This window comes from Sulfurihydrogenibium sp. YO3AOP1, assembly GCF_000020325.1.
In the GTDB taxonomy this organism is placed as follows: domain Bacteria; phylum Aquificota; class Aquificia; order Aquificales; family Hydrogenothermaceae; genus Sulfurihydrogenibium.
In genome coordinates this window covers 498,537-516,143 of the sequence record NC_010730.1, presented here as the reverse complement: position 1 = coordinate 516,143, position 17,607 = coordinate 498,537, and the positions used below count along the sequence as shown (strand labels likewise).

General features: G+C 32.2%; 13 protein-coding genes. 7 read left to right on the top strand and 6 right to left on the bottom strand.

Annotation, left to right across the window (positions count from 1 at the left end; genetic code table 11):
* Nucleotides 1-23: 23 nt before the first annotated feature.
* Both SYO3AOP1_RS02600 and elbB read right to left on the bottom strand, forming a co-directional pair.
* Nucleotides 24-1,598 carry a bifunctional ADP-dependent NAD(P)H-hydrate dehydratase/NAD(P)H-hydrate epimerase gene (locus tag SYO3AOP1_RS02600; RefSeq protein ID WP_012459222.1) on the bottom strand — a complete coding sequence of 525 codons (1,575 nt, stop codon included), beginning with the start codon at nt 1,596-1,598 and terminating at the stop codon, nt 24-26.
* Nucleotides 1,595-2,251, bottom strand: coding sequence for an isoprenoid biosynthesis glyoxalase ElbB (gene elbB / locus SYO3AOP1_RS02595; RefSeq protein WP_012459221.1), 657 nt, complete (start codon nt 2,249-2,251; stop codon nt 1,595-1,597). Before elbB ends, SYO3AOP1_RS02600 begins: the two co-directional genes overlap by 4 nt.
* A gap of 336 nt (nt 2,252-2,587) precedes the next feature.
* Here elbB and SYO3AOP1_RS02590 point away from each other — a divergent pair, with 336 nt between their 5' ends.
* The 7 genes from SYO3AOP1_RS02590 (at nt 2,588) to SYO3AOP1_RS02560 (ending at nt 9,176) form a co-directional block, all read left to right on the top strand.
* Nucleotides 2,588-3,913: a homoserine dehydrogenase gene (locus tag SYO3AOP1_RS02590; protein ID WP_012459220.1), complete on the top strand. Its 1,326-nt coding sequence runs from the start codon at nt 2,588-2,590 to the stop codon at nt 3,911-3,913.
* The gene (locus SYO3AOP1_RS02585) at nt 3,903-5,366 is read left to right on the top strand and encodes an SLC13 family permease (protein WP_012459219.1); all 1,464 of its coding nucleotides are present in this window, start codon (nt 3,903-3,905) and stop codon (nt 5,364-5,366) included. Before SYO3AOP1_RS02590 ends, SYO3AOP1_RS02585 begins: the two co-directional genes overlap by 11 nt.
* Nucleotides 5,367-5,554: 188 nt before the next feature.
* Complete coding sequence (locus tag SYO3AOP1_RS02580; protein WP_012459218.1) at nt 5,555-5,983, top strand: NUDIX hydrolase; 429 nt, start codon at nt 5,555-5,557, stop codon at nt 5,981-5,983.
* On the top strand, nt 5,976-6,860 hold the full coding sequence (locus SYO3AOP1_RS02575) for a lysophospholipid acyltransferase family protein (protein WP_012459217.1): 885 nt from the start codon (nt 5,976-5,978) through the stop codon (nt 6,858-6,860). Before SYO3AOP1_RS02580 ends, SYO3AOP1_RS02575 begins: the two co-directional genes overlap by 8 nt.
* An 11-nt stretch (nt 6,861-6,871) precedes the next feature.
* Nucleotides 6,872-7,078, top strand: coding sequence for a YgaP-like transmembrane domain (locus SYO3AOP1_RS02570; RefSeq protein ID WP_012459216.1), 207 nt, complete (start codon nt 6,872-6,874; stop codon nt 7,076-7,078).
* Entirely contained in the window at nt 7,078-8,226 is a 1,149-nt protein-coding gene (locus SYO3AOP1_RS02565; RefSeq protein WP_012459215.1) for a DNA repair exonuclease, read from the top strand. Before SYO3AOP1_RS02570 ends, SYO3AOP1_RS02565 begins: the two co-directional genes overlap by 1 nt.
* Before the next feature lie 11 nt (nt 8,227-8,237).
* Nucleotides 8,238-9,176, top strand: coding sequence for an Rpn family recombination-promoting nuclease/putative transposase (locus SYO3AOP1_RS02560; protein ID WP_012459214.1), 939 nt, complete (start codon nt 8,238-8,240; stop codon nt 9,174-9,176).
* A gap of 88 nt (nt 9,177-9,264) precedes the next feature.
* On the opposite strand, the gene SYO3AOP1_RS02555 is transcribed toward SYO3AOP1_RS02560, so the two are convergent.
* The 4 genes from SYO3AOP1_RS02555 to SYO3AOP1_RS02540 are packed head-to-tail and all read right to left on the bottom strand — an operon-like array spanning nt 9,265 to nt 17,602.
* Complete coding sequence (locus SYO3AOP1_RS02555) at nt 9,265-12,801, bottom strand: N-6 DNA methylase (RefSeq protein ID WP_012459213.1); 3,537 nt, start codon at nt 12,799-12,801, stop codon at nt 9,265-9,267.
* Between the two features lies 1 nt (nt 12,802).
* Nucleotides 12,803-15,961: a helicase-related protein gene (locus SYO3AOP1_RS02550; protein WP_012459212.1), complete on the bottom strand. Its 3,159-nt coding sequence runs from the start codon at nt 15,959-15,961 to the stop codon at nt 12,803-12,805.
* Entirely contained in the window at nt 15,958-16,563 is a 606-nt protein-coding gene (locus SYO3AOP1_RS02545; RefSeq protein WP_012459211.1) for a DUF3226 domain-containing protein, read from the bottom strand. Before SYO3AOP1_RS02545 ends, SYO3AOP1_RS02550 begins: the two co-directional genes overlap by 4 nt.
* Nucleotides 16,550-17,602 carry an ATP-binding protein gene (locus tag SYO3AOP1_RS02540; RefSeq protein ID WP_012459210.1) on the bottom strand — a complete coding sequence of 351 codons (1,053 nt, stop codon included), beginning with the start codon at nt 17,600-17,602 and terminating at the stop codon, nt 16,550-16,552. The genes SYO3AOP1_RS02545 and SYO3AOP1_RS02540 overlap by 14 nt, the downstream gene beginning before the upstream one ends.
* Nucleotides 17,603-17,607: the final 5 nt, after the last annotated feature.

Genomic DNA, 17,607 nt, shown 5'->3' with positions numbered 1-17,607 from the left:
AAATTCCTACCTGTTGTCTTTTTCTATGATAGTTCATAAATCAAAGATTGTTTTAGATTTGATTTTATCTCTGCTAAATTTTTAAGTGCTTTTGGAATGTAATCTATAATGTCTGTTGCCTTTAGACTTTCTTCTCCAACGTCTTTAACTGCCAAATCTCCTGCGTAGCCGTGTAAGTATACAGCAAGCTTTAGAGCATCTTCCGGGTTAAGTCTGTTTATCAATGCTCCAACCATTCCGGCTAAAACATCTCCGCTGCCGGCTGTTGCCATTCCAGAATTTCCTTTATTGCTGTAATAAATCTTACCATTCGGTGTAAAAATAACCATTCTATGAAACTTTAAAACTATATAGCTTTTTGTGCTGATTGCAAACTCTTTTGCTATTTCTTCATAGTTTTCTGATATATCTTTAACTGATAATCCTGTTAATCTTGAAAACTCTCCTGTATGTGGTGTCAGTACAGTAATGTTTGTTCTATTTGATAACTTTTCTCTAAAATTTTCTATATTAGCAAGATTATTTATTCCATCGGCATCAATGATTAAAGGTTTGTCAATGGTTAAGAGTTTTTCTACAATCTCTTGATTTGTTTTAGATACACCCATTCCCATTCCAACTACAACCGAAGAGAATTTACCATTCTGGATGATTTCTAAAATCTTCTCTGGATTTTCACCAAACATTCCATTTTCAGACCTAACCGGAATACTCATCTCTTCAATGAGATTTGTTTCCAACACTTGATTTATACAATCTGGAACTATTGCAGTAGTAAGACCGCTTCCTGATTTTGTAGCAGACCTACACGCCATTATGACAGCCCCTGATTTTCCAACGCTACCGCCAACAACCAACACATGACCAAAGGTGTATTTATGACCTGTTTTTTCTCTAACCGGCAAAGTAAGATTTTCCGGTGTGATGAGATATCTTTCAACTTCTGCGTATACAGGATTTAAGCTAATATCGGCAACATACACTTTTCCGCAGTACTGCAATGCCGGGTATAAGACATGGCAGATTTTTGGATAGCCAAAGGCTATTGTTATATCTGCTTTTATAACTTCTCCTTCAACGTTGCCAGTATCAGCACTAAGACCCGATGGTATATCAATACTTACAACAGGCTTTTTACTTTGATTTATAAGTTTTATAACATTTTCTCTATAAGATTTTACAGGTGGCTTAAAACCTGTTCCAAAAATTCCATCAACGATTAAATCAGTTTGAATAAGATTTTTTTCTAAAATATCAAGATTTTTTTCTGTAATAAACTGATATGTAAATCCAAAGTTTTTAAAGATTTCAAGATTTTTTAGATTATCAGGGGAAAGTTTGCTTTCATTTTCTGCCAAAATAAATAAATATACTTCTTTGCCAAGCTTTGCTAAGTATCTTGCTACAACTACCGCATCACCGCCATTATTTCCACTGCCTGCCACTACTGTTATTTTTTCTGAATTTGGATAATGCTGTAAAATTATTTGGACAGCAGACCGTCCGGCACTTTCCATAAGCACCAAAGATGGTATGCCGGTTATTTCAATAGTTCGTTTGTCAGCGTTGGCTATCTCAAAAGATTTTAAGATTTTCATTTTTTAACAAGCTCAATTACTTTATTGACAAGTTTTTCTATTCCTTCTGCAACGTCTTTTATTGTCTTTCCAAGCATGTATGCAGGAGTAGTTACGATTTTATTCTCTTCATCTACCACCATCTCGTTAACCGGACAAGCTAAATGTCTTGCACCCATGTCTTCTATTGTTTTAGCTACATCAATATCTGTTCCGATTGTTACAGTTGGTTTAGCTTCTCTTAATGCTGCTGCTACAATAACAGGAGAGATACAGATAGCACCTATTGGCTTTCCAGCTTTAAACATATCAACAAGAAGCCTTTTAACTTCAGGAATTACATCAGCTTCAGCACCTTTTTCTAAAAAGTTAGAAAAGTTTTTAGCTACACCATATCCACCAGGCATAATCAAAGCATCAATATCTTCAGCTTTTACGTCATTTATATCTTTTATGTTTCCTCTCGCGATTCTTGCAGCTTCAACAAGAACGTTTCTTTCTTCATTCATAGTTTCGCCGGTAAGATGATTGATTACATCCTTTTGTTTGATATTTGGAGCCATGATTACAGTCTCTACACCAGCTTTATCAAGAAAGTATAATGTTAAGGTTGCCTCATGGATTTCTGCACCGTCAAACACTCCACAACCTGCCAGCAAAACACCAACTTTCATAATCAAACCTCCCAAATTTTTTATAAAAGATTGTTTCTTTAATAATATTATATCTTTTTTGATTTTTTGCAGATATGATTTTAGGAATCTAAGAGTATTATTCTTAAGACTTTCTAAATACTCTTGATTGATGTCTTTTATATGGTCTGGTAAAGCTTGATTAGATAAGTGCTTTTAAGCCATCCCTTGAGATAAAACACATAGGTTTTGCCTTACAACCATCACCCTTGACTCCACTTCTCACTTGCTCACTTTCTCACCTCCTCACTCTCTTACCTTATACAAAAAGTATGATAATATATTTTTAAACCACAAAAAAACCAACGAGGTTAGCCGTTGAAAAAGATAAATATCGGGATTGTTGGATATGGTGTAGTTGGCAGTAGCGTTGTTAAAATCTTAGATAAAGATAAAGAAATAATCGCTCAAAAATCAGGCTTAGATATAAACGTTAAAAAAGTTTATACAAGAAATTGGAACAGAAAGTTATTATATCCAATAGATGACAGCAAAAAAGCTAAAACAGTTGATGAAATAATTAATGATAAAGATATAGATATTGTCGTTGAAGTGGCAGGTGGAATAGAGTTTCCATACCACCTTATCACACAAGCAATAAAAAACAGAAAAAACATCGTTACAGCAAATAAAGCACTACTTGCAGAAAAAGGCAAAGATATATTTAGTCTTGCACAAAAGTATGATGTTAGAATTGGCTTTGAGGCGGCGGTTGCCGGCGGAATCCCGATAATAAAAGCACTGAGAGAAGGATTGGTTGCAAATGATATAAGCAAAATCTATGGAATACTAAATGGAACAACTAATTATATACTTACATCTATGTACACAGAAGGAAAAAGCTTTGAGCAGGCATTAAAAGAAGCACAAGAAAAAGGCTATGCAGAAGCAGACCCAACCCTTGACATAAACGGAACAGATGCAGCACATAAAATATCCATCCTTGCGTCTTTATCCTTTGGCGGGTTTGTTGATTTTTCACAAGTCTACGTAGAAGGAATTGACAAAATAGATACATTGGATATAGAACTTGGAAGGGAGCTTGGATACACTCTAAAACTTCTTGCCATTGCAAAATCTCATGGAGAAGAGGTAGAAATAAGAGTAAATCCTACATTCTTACCATCTTGGCATCCACTTTCTAAGGTTGACGGAGTATTTAATGCTGTGATGGTAGAAGGTAATAACGTTGGCGAAACTATGTTTTATGGAAGAGGGGCGGGTGGATTACCAACGGCAAGCGCGGTAATCAGTGATATTGTATGTATTGGAAAATCTATTGCCAACAACTTAGGAAGAGATTTAGAAATCACATCTATGGATTGGAAGCATAAAGATTTGACCCTTACAAAAGTAAAAGATTTTTACACAAGATACTACGTAAGATTTACAGTTCCAGACATTACAGGCATCCTTGCAAAGATTGCATCGGTTTTTGCAAAATACAACATCAGCATTGCAGCAGTCATTCAAAAAGAAAAAGTTTTAAAACTTCAAAAAGAAACAAAAGAAAAAGTAGTTCCACTTGTAATTTTAACCCATACAGCATCAGAAAACAACATACAGCTTGCTATTAAAGAAATTGTATCTAACAAATACAGCGTAGAAAATCCGGTAATCATAAGAGTAGAGGATGAAGAATGAAGTAAACAAAAAGCTTATTTATATAGCCGTAGCATTATTTCTTTTTGTTTTTTCAATCTTTAACCCATTTTTAAACCTATCTTATGAGGCAAAAACAACCATCGGCATTTTCTTATTCTGTATAACACTTTGGATTTCAGAAATTGCACCCCTTGGAGTAGTAGGACTGTTTGGAATAGTTTTATCCATCATTCTTGGGGCAAGTAATGTAAAAACTGCTTTTGAGGGATTTTCAAATCCTGTTATCTTTTTAATGATAGGAAGTTTTTTGATTGCTAACGCAATTTATAAATACGGTCTTGACAAGAGAGCTGCATTATACTTTTTATCAAAAGACTTCTTTTTAAAAAGTCCGTTTAGGCTTGTACTTGGATTTTCTTTACTAACCTTTTTCCTTTCTATGTGGCTAAGTAACACCGCTACCACTGTTATAATGGTTTCTATAGCCCTTGGAGTTATTCATCTACTGAAAGACCAGAAAAAACCAGGATTTAAAAAGTTTGCTATGTTATTCTTACTTAGTATTGCATACAGTGCATCTATCGGTGGAATTGGTACAATCGTAGGTTCACCAACTAACTTAGTAAGCATTGGATTTTTAAAAGAAAAAGGTATAGAAGTAAGCTTTTTAGATTGGTCTATAAAAGCACTTCCGGTAGCTTTTGCAATCTACGTATTTATGCTTTTATACATAAGATTTAACATAAGAGAGTTTAGTATCTCAAAAGAAGCACTACTTGAAATCATTCAATCTAACAAGGCACAGCTTGGAAAGACAAAAAATGAGGAAAAAATCGTTGGATTTATTTTTCTGCTAACTGTCTTGTTATGGATTTTGCCGTCGATTTTTACATTACTTGGCTTTGAAAACATCGGCAAACTCTTAAATCAAAAATTTCCCGAAAGCGTGGTTGCAGTCCTAACAGCATCTTTACTGTTTATCATTCCAAAAGATTGGAAAGAGTTTAAACCTGTGATGTCTGTAGAAGACTTAAAAGAGATTGACTGGGACACTATTTTACTTTTTGCATCAGGAATTTCTCTTGGAGAGTTAATTACAAAATCAGGACTTGGAAAAGTATTAGCAGAAACTGTTAAAAATGCTTTTAGTCATGAGATGATATTAGCTTTATTGTTCGTTGTAATTATTTTAGCAATTATTTTAACAGAAATTACTTCAAATACAGCCACAGCAATAGTCCTAACTCCAATAGTAATATCAATATTAGAAAGCTATAATGTAAACCTTATAAATCCTGTAATGTCTGTTGCAATAGCTGCGAGCCTTGCATTTATGCTTCCAATCTCTACACCACCAAACGCAATCGTTTACTCAACCAAGCACGTAGATGTTAAAACTATGATAAAATTTGGTTTTTTACTTGATGTTATAGGAAGTGTTATAATATATATTTTCTTAATTCTTTCAGAATATGCTGGGGTGAGAAATTAATGATTTTTATAAAGGAGATCCTTCGGACTTACGTCCTCAGGATGACAGGAAAAGGTTGAATGATACGCATCAGAGAAAAGGCAACCTTGTTTGTCATTCTGAAGCCGGCGAAGAAACTCCTACTTTTATTTAATTTCTCACCTGACCGTATTTTTAATTTTAAAATAAATTTTATAAAGGAGTAGCGAATGAGTGTAAAATGGGAGTTTTCAGCAGGCGGAGTTGTCATTAAAGAAGAAGACGGACAGACTTTTGTGCTCCTTATTAGAAACAAAGATAGATACGGCTTTCCAAAAGGAAACATTGAAAGAACGGAGAAAAAAGAAGAGGCGGCAGTTAGAGAAGTTAGAGAAGAAACTGGCGTTGATGCAGAACCAATTGAGTACTTAGGAAATGTAGAATACTGGTACAGGTCTGGCACTGAGACAATTCACAAATTCGTTTACTACTACTTAATGAAGTACAAAAGCGGAGAATTAAACCCACAAAAAGAAGAAATAGAAGCGGCAGAATGGGTACCGGTAGAAGAAGTGTTAGACAAACTTTCTTTTGATAAAGATAAAAAAATCTTTAACATTGCTATACAGAAACTACAAAAATTAAAAGTTCATGCTTGAAGCATTTGTTAAACTTTATTTTAATTACATTCAAAGAAAGCCAAGAGAAAAAGCGTTAAAATTAGCTGAAAAAATAGGAAAAGTATTATATTTATTAAATTACAGAAAAGATGTAATACATAAAAACTTAGATATTGCATTTCCGGGCAAAGATTATCCGTGGAAAGAAGAGATAAGAAAAAAAACTCTCATTAACATAGGAAGGGTTTTGGTAGAATTTCCAAAACAGCCTCAATATGTAAAGTCTGGAGAAATCAAAAATATTTTTATCATCACAAAAGGATTTGAAGAGTTAAAAAGCTACTTAGGTAAAGGTGCTATAGTTGTATCAGGACATATATCAAGTTGGGAAATGTGCGGTGCTGGTTTATCAGCATACTTAGGCGGTATGACAAGCTTAGCATACAGACAGAAAAATCAAAAAATAAATGATTTAATAACAAAAATCAGACAAGAGTCCGGGATTAAAATCATCTTTCATGACCAACCTTTAAAAATATTCATCAGCGCTTTAAACAAAGGCGAGATAATATCCTTTCTTGTAGACCAAAACGCATTAAGACATAGAGGCTACTTCGTTGATTTTTTTGGACTAAAAGCATCTACTGTAAACTTTCCGGCTAAGCTTGCAGTTAAGTATAAAGTGCCTATATTTTTTGCATACACATACTTTGATGAAAATCATAGTAAATACTTTTGTGAGATAGAAAAATTAGAGTATAATATAGGAAAAGATAGCGAAGAAACAGCGTATAATATAGTTCAAGCCTACACTAAAAAGGTAGAAGAAGCTGTAAGAAAACATCCAGACCAGTATTTATGGGTTCACAAAAGATGGAAAACAAGGGAAAATGAAAAGTTAGAAAAAATCTATTAAGGAGGTAGAAAATGAATCCATTAAGAATACAAAGAATTATGATGTCAATAATCTTGATTGCAGGATTATTGCTTGATTTAAATGGCTACGAATGGGGAGAGTATTTAATCTGGTTTGTAGCTATTATGGCTTTAATAGCTGGAATTACCGGCTTTTGTCCATCTGATTTTATCTTGAAAAAGATCACAGGAAAAGAAATAACTTGTAAAGAGGCTTAATGAGATTTTTACACATCTCTGATACCCACCTTGGATATCAGCAGTACAATCTCAAAGAGAGGGAAAGGGATTATTTTGATGTTTTCCAAGAAGCCATAGATAAAGCTATTGAGAAAAACGTTGATTTTATAATCCATACAGGTGATTTTTTCCATTCAAGCAGACCAAGTAATGAGTCTATCCTTGATGGCTTGTATCTTATAAAGAAATTAAAAGACCATAAAATTCCTATGTTTGTAATTCCGGGCAACCATGACAGAGGTAGCGGAACAAGAGATAGAAACGCCTTAGAAATCTTATCTGAATTTGGTTTAAGACTTCTTAATACTGATTTTATAGAGTACAACGGAGTTAATATTTTCGGCTTAAAATATATCTCTCCAATCCATTTTAAAAGAAACATTGTTCTAAAAGATATCCTTTATGACTTATACGAGAAAGCAACGGATAAAAACAATTTTAATATATTAATGCTACACTTAGAGTTTGCACCGGTTTTTAACTCTAGCGAATTACAAACCATATCGGACATACCGTTTGAGTATGACTATGTTGGTATTGGTCATTACCATCAAAGACAAGAACCAATAAAAGAAGAAGGTAGGTACGTTGTTTATCCTGGTTCTACTGAATACACACAGTTTAACGAAAAAAGCTATGTAGAAAAAGGCTGTTATTTAGTTGAAGTGGGCGGTAAAAATATAGAAAAAATAGAGTTTGTGCCGTTAAACGCAAGAAAGTTTTTAAGCTACAGCATAGATTACTCAGAAATTGATAAATTTTTAGAAGATATGGAAAAAGATTTAAACAGCTTAAATTTAAACAAAAAGCCAATATTAAGCTTGAATATAAACACTCAGGAAAACATCTCAAACAAAGATATTTTAAGAATTTTAGAATCTAAAAACCTTATCAAAGAATTTCTGCACATTAAAATCTTTGTAAATCAAAATAAAAAAGATACTTTAGATGATACAACTTCATCAAATACTGAAAGCTTCTCAGCAGTAGAAAAGCTTAAAGAAGTTGTGGATGATGAAGAGTTAAGAATAAAATTAGAAGAAATTTTTAAAATGGCAGAATCTTACGAAAATGTGAAAGACTTAGAAGAGTTTATAAAACACCATCCAGAAATGTTTGAGATTTAAAGGAGCAAAGTTTGGAAAATATCCAGCCGCATGATTGGTTTTTTAAGCAGATATTTTCTAATCCGTTAAGCATTAAAACGGTTTTAAATATTTTTGCTCCAAAATTGGCTTCAAGAATAGAAACGTCTTCTTTAAAGCTTGTAAATACAGAAAAATTTTCTGAAAAATCTCAGAAGTTCATACTTGATTTACTCTTTAGTTGTAAAATAGACAATGATGATGTTTTTATTAGGCTCGTTTTTGAGCATAAATCCTACATAGACAATACTTTACCATCTCAGCTTATGTATTATAACGCAGTTATTTGGGAAGAGACTGCCAAAGAAACAAACAGTTATCCGCCGATTATAAACATAGTGTTTTATCATGGAAAAAGAAAATGGAACATACCAACAACCTTGCCTGTTTTAAAAGATAAACAGCTTGAAGACTTTGTTCAAAAATTAAACTATATTCTTATAGATTTAAACGAAATACAAGATGATGATTTAATAAGAAAAGTTTACGAAGATGTATGCACTATATCCGCATTGCTCGTGATGAAGCATATCTTTGATGACCTTGAAATCATTAAAAATATTCTTAAACTTTTATATGAGAATAATGCAAGTTGCATTTTCCTTGTAATTGATTATGTTGTAATAGTAAAGAAGGATTTAGAGAAAGTGGAAGAGATTTTGAAAGAAATTTCCGGAGGTGAAGAAAAGATGATGACTTTAACAGAAAAATGGAAAATGGAAGGATGGATGGTTGGTAAGGCTGAAGGTAAGATAGAAGGTAAAATTGAAGGTAAGAAAGAGGCTTTGATAAAACTAATTCAACTAAAATTTGGAGCAGTTCCAGAAAATTTAGAGAAAGTTATTTATGAATGTAAGGATTTGGAGGAATTAGATAAAATTCTTACAAAAGTTGCCTTAGCTAACAGCATTGAAGAGATTAATATAAAGTGAAGTGTGATAGGTAATAGCAACGTTATTCTGCAGCCGTGCGAAGAATCTCTTAAATTTACCTCTCACTTACTCACTTACTCACTTTTTATCATTCCAAGCCATACAATTTTAATACTTTTTCGTCAAGTTCTTTCTGGATTTCTTCCAATCTTTCCTCGACTTCCTTTTCAGTTATTTTCCCAGAAAATTTTTCTTCCTGAACTCTCTTAGCTCGGTCAAAGATAAGTTCAAATTCTTTTAATTGCTCGGGAGTTGGTATTACTATCGGAAGATGGCGGGCATCGTTGATTTGAAAATGCGATGTTGAATTAACAAAATCATCAACATACTCACTAATAAACTTTGAATTAATCATGCATACATAATAGTAATCTGGTATATTACATTTTGTAAATAACGACATACTCAAAACATCATATACTCCTTTTTCTTTTATTCTTGATTTTAAATACGTTGAATTTACATCTGTCCAACAAAAACCCTCTTTAAAATAAAACTGCTGATTTCTAACTACTGGCATTCCCTCGCCTTTCTTTCCTGAATTTTCCTTTAAAAACCTAACATTCTCTCTGCTCCAATCTATATAATACGGCGTTGGTGCCCACCAGCGATTGCCGTCTTTATCTCCTTTATCATACGGAACAAACGTTTTATCTCCATCTATTCCGTTTAACTTTTCATCATCACTCAAACTATCCACATCAGCTATCTCATCTTTACTAACAATCCTGTAAAGCCAACCTTGTCCAAAAATATCCCTTCCGTATTTTTCCTTTAAACCATCAAACAACTTTCTAATCTCTTTTTCAGATAAACTATTAAGATAATCCTCTACATCTTTTTTAGATTTTAGATTGCTAAACTCCTTTGGATTTTGAGTTTTTATAAAATTCCAAAGCTTCTCAGGTCTTTCCTTTCTAACTTTTTCAGCCTGTTTGGTACCCTCCAATACACCAACGTATTTGCCGTTATTACCAGTTGCAAGCCCTTGTCCGCCTTCTGTAATCAACCCAAGCAAAGTTATATCGCCTACTTTTAAAGAATTTCTGTAAGCTTCTAACTCTTTTTTATACTTTTCTATATTTTTACTTGAAGAGATCTTATCCCACCATCTATCTAAAAGCTCCTTAACCTTCTTTCCAAGCTTTTCATAAATCTTTAAATTAAACTCCGACGGCATAAAAAACACATTATTTGCAACGTTTTTATAAATTTCATCTTTAACTTTATAAACTTCTTTCTTATCCAATCCATTTCTTGCATCTATAAAAAGTATTTCATAATCATTGGCTTTTGTTTTTTGAACAATGGTAATACAAGTATCCACCATAGCACTTTCAAAAGGATTTGCAGTATCTACCAACTGTAAAAGTTTATTATCTAAAATTAGCTTTCTTAAATTTTTCTTTGTCTGAATAGTCCAAAAAGTTTTAGATGAGATAAACGCCAAAATTCCATTTTCACTTAAAATTTCAATACCTTTAAAGTAAAAATGATTATACAGGTCATCAGAAAAGCCGTAAATCTTTTCTAAGACTTTCTTAAACTTCTCATCAACGCCCTTTGTAGATACATACGGCGGATTTCCAATCACTATATCAAACCCGCCTTCTATGAAAACCTGTGGAAAGAAAGATCTAAAATCAAAATCCGCCTTATATCCAAATACTCCTTCAGAATTTTCAAGCTTTTTCAAAATTAACGCATCTAACTCCTTTTTTATCTCTCTTTTTCTGTCCGGATGTGTCTCTGAGAAATATTTACTTTCTAACTCGGATATCTTATTTTCTTTACTCAACAAATCATTAGGAGGAAATCCAATTAACGAATTTCCTCTAACTATCTTGTAATCTAAGTTTGGGAGTGGTTTTATATCCTTAAAAGACTCCTCATCAACAACCAAAGACAACCAAAACCTTAACTTACAAACCTCAATAGCTCCCGGGTCTATATCAACACCATAGATAGAATTCTCTATCGTATGCCTTTTTAAATCGTATGTGTTAAGATTATTTTTTGTGTATACAGAAAGAAGCTGTCTCAACTTTACAATCTCATGAAGCATACCAACAGGAAAAGCTCCCGAACCAACCGCAGGGTCGCAGATTTTCAAACCATCAAGCAGTTTGTCTATTTCTTGTGCATTCTGTATAATGCTTTTCGGAATTTTATATTCGTATTTTGTTTCTTTATTGCCATTTTCAACTTTCTTTTGTGCTACTTTTTCATTTTCAATAAGCAAGTCAGCAAAATTTACAAACACTTCCAAATCTTCTCTACTAACCTTACCATCTAACTGAGATTCAAGGTAGTAAATAAGACTTTCACTACACATATAATGAACAATTTCTCTTGGAGTGTAATAAACTCCATACTCCCTGTTAAATTTGTCTTCCTCTTTGGTAGAAGACTTTAGAGCTTTTAAATACTCATCAAAGTTATCTTCTCTGATTGCGTTGAGTTTTTCATAAATCTTACCAAGCAGCTCTGGGTCAAGTGCTACTTCTTTTTCAAGCGGCTCTTCTTCATTTACAGTAAAGTTATACCTATCAAATACATCAAGAATACCGTTTTCAGCTTCGTTTGAGAACAATTCGTTTGGAATTAGAAGGTCTATATCCACCCAATTAAAATCGTTTGGCGGGTCAAAAAGTCCACCGTTTAAAAATGGAATTTTACAATTAAGCTTATCGTAATAATGGTCGTTAAAACTTCTATCAACTCTTAAAGCTTCGTAAAACAAAGGTTCAAGCACTTCGTTATAAAAATTTTTATAGCTTATATACTCACCATTAAAAAGCCTTCTAATAAAATCCCTTGGACCTGTTCCAAAATCTTTACCTTTCTCTACACCAAACCAACCTTTTTTCTGTAAAAAGTATAAAAACACTATTTGACCAAGAAGCTTTTTAGCAAAGGACACAGTGCTGATATTTTTATCTTCAAATTCTTTTTTAACAGCCGGATTTTCTTTTACAATCTTATCAAGTTCAAGCTTAGTTTTGATAAATAGGTCTCTATACTCTTTGAAAAATTCCTTAGTGATAGTCTCTATATCAAAGGCTTTTTGAATCTCTTCTAAGCTTGGATTTTTATCTGATTTTAAAAGCTCTAAAAATCTTGATTGTGCGGTGTGGCTCTTTTCATTTTTTCCTACCAAAAAAGACCATCTTTTAGCGGGTGAAGGTACTTCTTTTACCTTACCGTCTTCTTTTTTATACTCTAACTTAACAAAAGAAAATCTCCAATCTTCCTCATCAGGAGATACAAAAGCAACGAGTGCAGCATCTTTAATGGATTTAGTTCCAATAGTCCCTCTTAAGTAATCAGCTACAAAGTTCCTCTGTGCTACTCTTGACCTGTATAAAGATTGTCCTTTTTTAAGATAGACAATAAGGACGTCTATAATTTTATCTGCGTCTTTATAGCGTCCTAATCTTTCCCAAGCTGTTATAAAATCTCTGTACTTTTCCGGTACTGCTTGATTTCCGCTTCTTTTTGGAAGAGCTTTACTCCTATCAAAATTTTTCTTTAAAAGTTCAGTTATAAACTTATCAAATTTTTCTCTTTTAAACTCGCTTTCAAACGTATCTCTTACAAGCTCTTTTGCCTGTTTGTCATTCATATCAAGCTCCTAAATACAGTGATAGTATAACCTCTCTTTTATGACCTTGATTTAGCATCACACCTAAATGTTGTTTATAAACTAAATTTTTTGGTATTTCATCTTTCAATACAGATATTGCTGTTAACGGGTCTTCAATATATTTTATAGCTTTTAGAGCTTTTTGAACTGTCTTTTTTGGTAAAGCTCCCTCTTTAATTCTTTCAGATATCAAATCTATGTACTTTTCTTGTTCTTCTGTTAGTTTTTTCCTGTCTTTAAAAATAGCTTTTATATGTTTTAATAGCTCTTTACTGCTGTCTTTACCCGGTTTATGATGAATAAACTCTTCTTCATAAGTTGCATTGATAAATTCCTTTTTATTTTTTTCAAGAAGGTTATAAAACTCTTCAATTGGAATGTTTATTTTTTGCTGGCTTTCATCACATTCAAAAAACTTGACAGCAGTTAAAAAGTCTAATTCCTGCGTTATATTTTTATCTGATAGATAAAACTTCATCAACTTTCCTTTTCTGAAAAATGTCAAAAGTGCGTTGGTTATATTTTCTGCTTTTTTCCCTGCTCTTGCTTTCTTCGGAAGTTGTTTAATTTTATCAAATAAGTCCAGGTTCTCATCTCTTATTTTTTCTATTATTCTGTAGTATTTAAGCTCACTTTCTTCAAAGTCTTCATCTGTTAAGAAATTTTTTGATGTTAATTTATCAAAAAGCTCATAAGATTTTACAGACTCCCCTTCTGTTAGAATTGCAGCATCACCGCCAAGCAGGTTCAAGAAAGCTTCTACCTTAGAGCGGGCTATCTGCTTTAATTTTATCTGGTCTTCTACCTGAGCAGTTGGAAAGAAGTTATACACATAAATCTCATCAAACTTTGTATCTAATCTGTTAACCCTTCCAACCCTTTGAATAATCTTCGTTGGATTCCATGGTATATCATAGTTTATAATGATGTTTGACCTATGAAGGTTTACACCCTCTGACAGTACATCAGTTGTTACCAATATTCTGTAATCATCTTTCTTGATTCTTGACCTGTCATCAAAGTTTTCAATGATTTTATCTCTAATCTCTTCAGAAGACCCACCATGAAATAAAAGAACTTTGTTATCAAATATTTTGTTTAAGTTTTCTGTTAGATATTCTGCTGTTTCTTTTGACTCTGTAAAAATAATTATCTTTTTGTCTTTTAAAATTGGGTTGTTTTTTAATTCTTGGATTAAAACATCTAACTTAGGGTCTCTTTCTGTATCCTGCCAAAGAGATTTTATCTGTTTTAAGATATCCAAATCTTTTTTTAGGTTCTCTATAAAGCTTTCTGTAAAATCATGTATATCATACTCTTCTGCTTTGCCTTCATTAAGTAATTTTTCAATCTCTTCATCGTTATCACTCTCTAAGAATTCCAAAATTTTGTCTGAAAACTTTTTGCTTATGTAAACTTTTCCTTTTTGATTTATAGCATTTAGCATGCCTTCGTATGACTTTATAAATCTATCTAAGGTTTTATTGAAAGCATAAAAACTGCTTTCTAATCTTTTTACAAGTAGGACTTTCATAAAAGATGCCATATTTTTTTGAGATTGTTTTTCTAAGATATTTATTTGAGATTTTAAATAAAGTAAAGGTGTGTATCTTGCATAGTTTAAATGTTTGGCGATAAGTTCAACAGTTTTCATAAAAGCACTGTCTTCTTTTTCATTCAACTGGTATAAAACAGGGATCGGGTCGTTTACCTGTGGAAATTTCAAATTATTTCTTTCAAGGTCTTCTTTAAAGTAAGTTTCTATATCCTTTCTGGTTCTTCTTATCATTATATACTTTAAAACTTTATCTCTTATTTCTCTTGCCACTTCTTTGGATTCTTCTACAAACTTTTCCGGGTCTTGGCTCTTTTTTGCTTTTTTTAGCCTATCTTCAAGCTTTTTAAAAAAGCTTTCTAAATCTAAAATACCGGGTATTGTACTTCTTCTGGGATTTTGAAATAGCTTTATCTGTGCTAAAATATCTTTTGGTGAGTTGTTGTAAGGAGTTGCTGAAACAAGTATAACTCTTTTTCCTCTGCAGATTTCAGCTAATTTTTCGTATGTAACCGTAGATTCATTTCTAAATCTGTGTGACTCATCAATGATAATGTTTTTATACTCTCTAAATTCTATCTCTTCTAATGCCTCTTCAAGCTTTCCTATGGATATTGCTTTAAACGGAATATGAAAATCTCTCAAAACGTTTTCCCAAGAACCGGGGTTGCTTCTGCTTAAAAGAGATGGTGGTGCTATAACCATAGTATTACCATCAAGCTGTGAGACTAACATAGCAGTCATATAGGTCTTTCCAAGACCTACAACATCAGAGATAAAAACGCCTCCATGCTCTTCTATTATTTTTTTTGCATTTAAAACAGCTTGTCTTTGGTATTCAAGATTTTTAAAATTTTCAGGTAAATAAGAATTATCTAAATTCTGAGTACTATCTAACTCTTCTTTAAAATACTCATACAAAAATTTTAGATATAACTCATAAGGAGTTATAGAATCATTTATAAAGGTTTTGTTTTTTATGGTTTGGGCAAACTTTTCACTAACTTCTACTGAATTTTCCCAAAGCTCTTCAAACTTTTTCTTCGCATATTCGTAATCACTTATATTTTTAAGCTCTACATTAAACTCTAAATTTTCTACCAAACCTTTCTGTGTAAAATTACTTGACCCTGTAATAACTCTGCCAACGTCCCGATCACCTTCTTTAAAGGTCATTATGTATAATTTTGCGTGTAAATTTCTTTCAGGGTATGCCCTGATTTCTAACTTTCCTGTTGATATCCATTCAACAAACTTTAAAACCCCTTCCTCTACTTCTTTTTTATCTTCAGAGTCTTCAAACTCTTTGATTATTTCTTCTTCTACTAACTCCTTAGCTTCTTTCTGTGATAGATGTCTTCCTTTTTCAATCAATTCGAATGTTTGTTTGGTAGTAGAGATGCCAATTAAAATTCTTATTTTTTCTGTATTTTCCAAAGATTTATAAATAGCATAAAAACCACTAACGTAGAAATAACCAACTAACACATCAAAAAATCTCGTATCTTTAATCAGAGCATTAAATCTATCTTTTAAAGTCTGTCCGGGTAGGTTAGTAATAAAAGTTAGGTCTGTGTTATTCATGGCTGAAGCGATTTTATAAAATCTATTAGTCTTTTAAATCTCTCATCGTTAAAGTCTATAATTTTTTTCTTTATAAAAGTATCAAAATTAGCATCCGGTTCTGAAGTAATTGATATATAAGCATAAAGTTTTGTTTTACTAAGCTTTTTAAGGTCAAAGTTAAAATTTTTTACGCAATCTACAAACCAATCAACGCAACGAAATTCCGGTCTATTTTTCAAATGCTCAACAATCAAAGATTCCAAATCTCCCTTTTCATCTTCATCCAGAAGGATAATGATCGCTGTCTTTGGGCTGCCATCAGAAATTTCATAAGGTTTCAATGGAATAGAAAATCCTGAATTCTTTAAAGTATCTCTTATACTTTGAAAAGCTCGTTTTGGATCATTATCTGCGTCTTGGACAACGACCAAAATCTTTACTAAACTAAAATCAGAAAACTTTATTAAGCTTTTTAGCTTATCTTTTCCTTCCATATCTACAACTTGAATATCATTTTCTCTTCCAATAAATTTAATCAACTCTTCAAAAAAGATTTTATCAGTTTTACCTTCAACTAAAATTACAATACTTTTATTAAATTTTTCATTACCTAATTTCAAAACCGAGCTCCAATGCAGTATCAAGGTCTTCTTGATTCATAACAACAGGTTTAACTTGATCGTCTATTTTATCTAAGCGAACAACTCTAAAATCATAAACATCACTTTCTTTAAAAGCTAAATGGGCGTTTTGAATACATTCATAACTATGCGTGGTTGCAAAAACTTGAACGTTAAACTCTCTTGCCATCTCTGAAATTGCCTTCCATACATCTTTTAAAACTGAATAGTGAAAGCCATTCTCTATCTCATCTATCAGAACAGCTCCATTCTTAGAAACTCCAATAGCAAGCAGAATATTTGTTAATCTTGACATTCCTTCACCCAAAAAGGATAAAAGAATTGGTTTATCAAGCCCAACATCTCCGTATAAAGCAGGCTTTCCTGTTAAATTTAGTATCTCAATGCTATTTATTTTTGGTTCTATTATTCTTAAGTACTTTATTATTTTGTCTTGATAATTCTCGGACCTAAGCTGAGAATATAAAGCTACCTCTTGCAAAATAGAAGTCCGAAAGCTTGTAGGCAAAAAGAATACCGGAAATTTTGGAACCGGTAAGGAAGAAGGTATTATATCTGACACAGAAAATACTAAATAAAAGTTTTTTATATTTCCATCCTCTTTATGCTCCGCCTGAAGAACATAAGGTTGCTTTGGATATAAACTACTAATATTTTTTAAATCAATTTTTATATTAATCTTTTCAATCTCTTCTTCTTTTTCTAACAATCTAAAACTAACGCTAACTTTTTTATTATTTTCAAAAAATCCTATTAAATCAATAGGTTCTTTTGTATTAAAATTGTTAAAGAAAGCTTGTATTATATGTTTAAAGTCAGTTGCGCTTAACAAGTCTGTATTTCTTGACTTAATAATTGATATTATGCTTGCAATACTCATATTATGTAATAAAATAGCCTCTAATAAAGAGCTTTTTCCGGAGTTGTTTTTCCCTACAATAAGATTAACTCTCTCTAAATCATTTAGTTCTAAACTCTTAAAATTTTTAAAATTTTTGATTGTAAAAAATTTATACATAAATA

Excerpts from the sequence above, each read along its gene's own strand:
- SYO3AOP1_RS02585 (WP_012459219.1), top strand. The coding sequence starts at position 3,903 with ATGAAGAATGAAGTAAACAAAAAGCTTATTTATATAGCCGTAGCATTA.
- SYO3AOP1_RS02580 (WP_012459218.1), top strand. The coding sequence starts at position 5,555 with ATGAGTGTAAAATGGGAGTTTTCAGCAGGCGGAGTTGTCATTAAAGAA.
- SYO3AOP1_RS02540 (WP_012459210.1), bottom strand. The coding sequence starts at position 17,602 with ATGTATAAATTTTTTACAATCAAAAATTTTAAAAATTTTAAGAGTTTA.
- SYO3AOP1_RS02565 (WP_012459215.1), top strand. The coding sequence starts at position 7,078 with ATGAGATTTTTACACATCTCTGATACCCACCTTGGATATCAGCAGTAC.
- elbB (WP_012459221.1), bottom strand. The coding sequence starts at position 2,251 with ATGAAAGTTGGTGTTTTGCTGGCAGGTTGTGGAGTGTTTGACGGTGCA.
- SYO3AOP1_RS02555 (WP_012459213.1), bottom strand. The coding sequence starts at position 12,801 with ATGAATGACAAACAGGCAAAAGAGCTTGTAAGAGATACGTTTGAAAGC.
- SYO3AOP1_RS02550 (WP_012459212.1), bottom strand. The coding sequence starts at position 15,961 with ATGAATAACACAGACCTAACTTTTATTACTAACCTACCCGGACAGACT.
- SYO3AOP1_RS02570 (WP_012459216.1), top strand. The coding sequence starts at position 6,872 with ATGAATCCATTAAGAATACAAAGAATTATGATGTCAATAATCTTGATT.
- SYO3AOP1_RS02600 (WP_012459222.1), bottom strand. The coding sequence starts at position 1,598 with ATGAAAATCTTAAAATCTTTTGAGATAGCCAACGCTGACAAACGAACT.
- SYO3AOP1_RS02575 (WP_012459217.1), top strand. The coding sequence starts at position 5,976 with ATGCTTGAAGCATTTGTTAAACTTTATTTTAATTACATTCAAAGAAAG.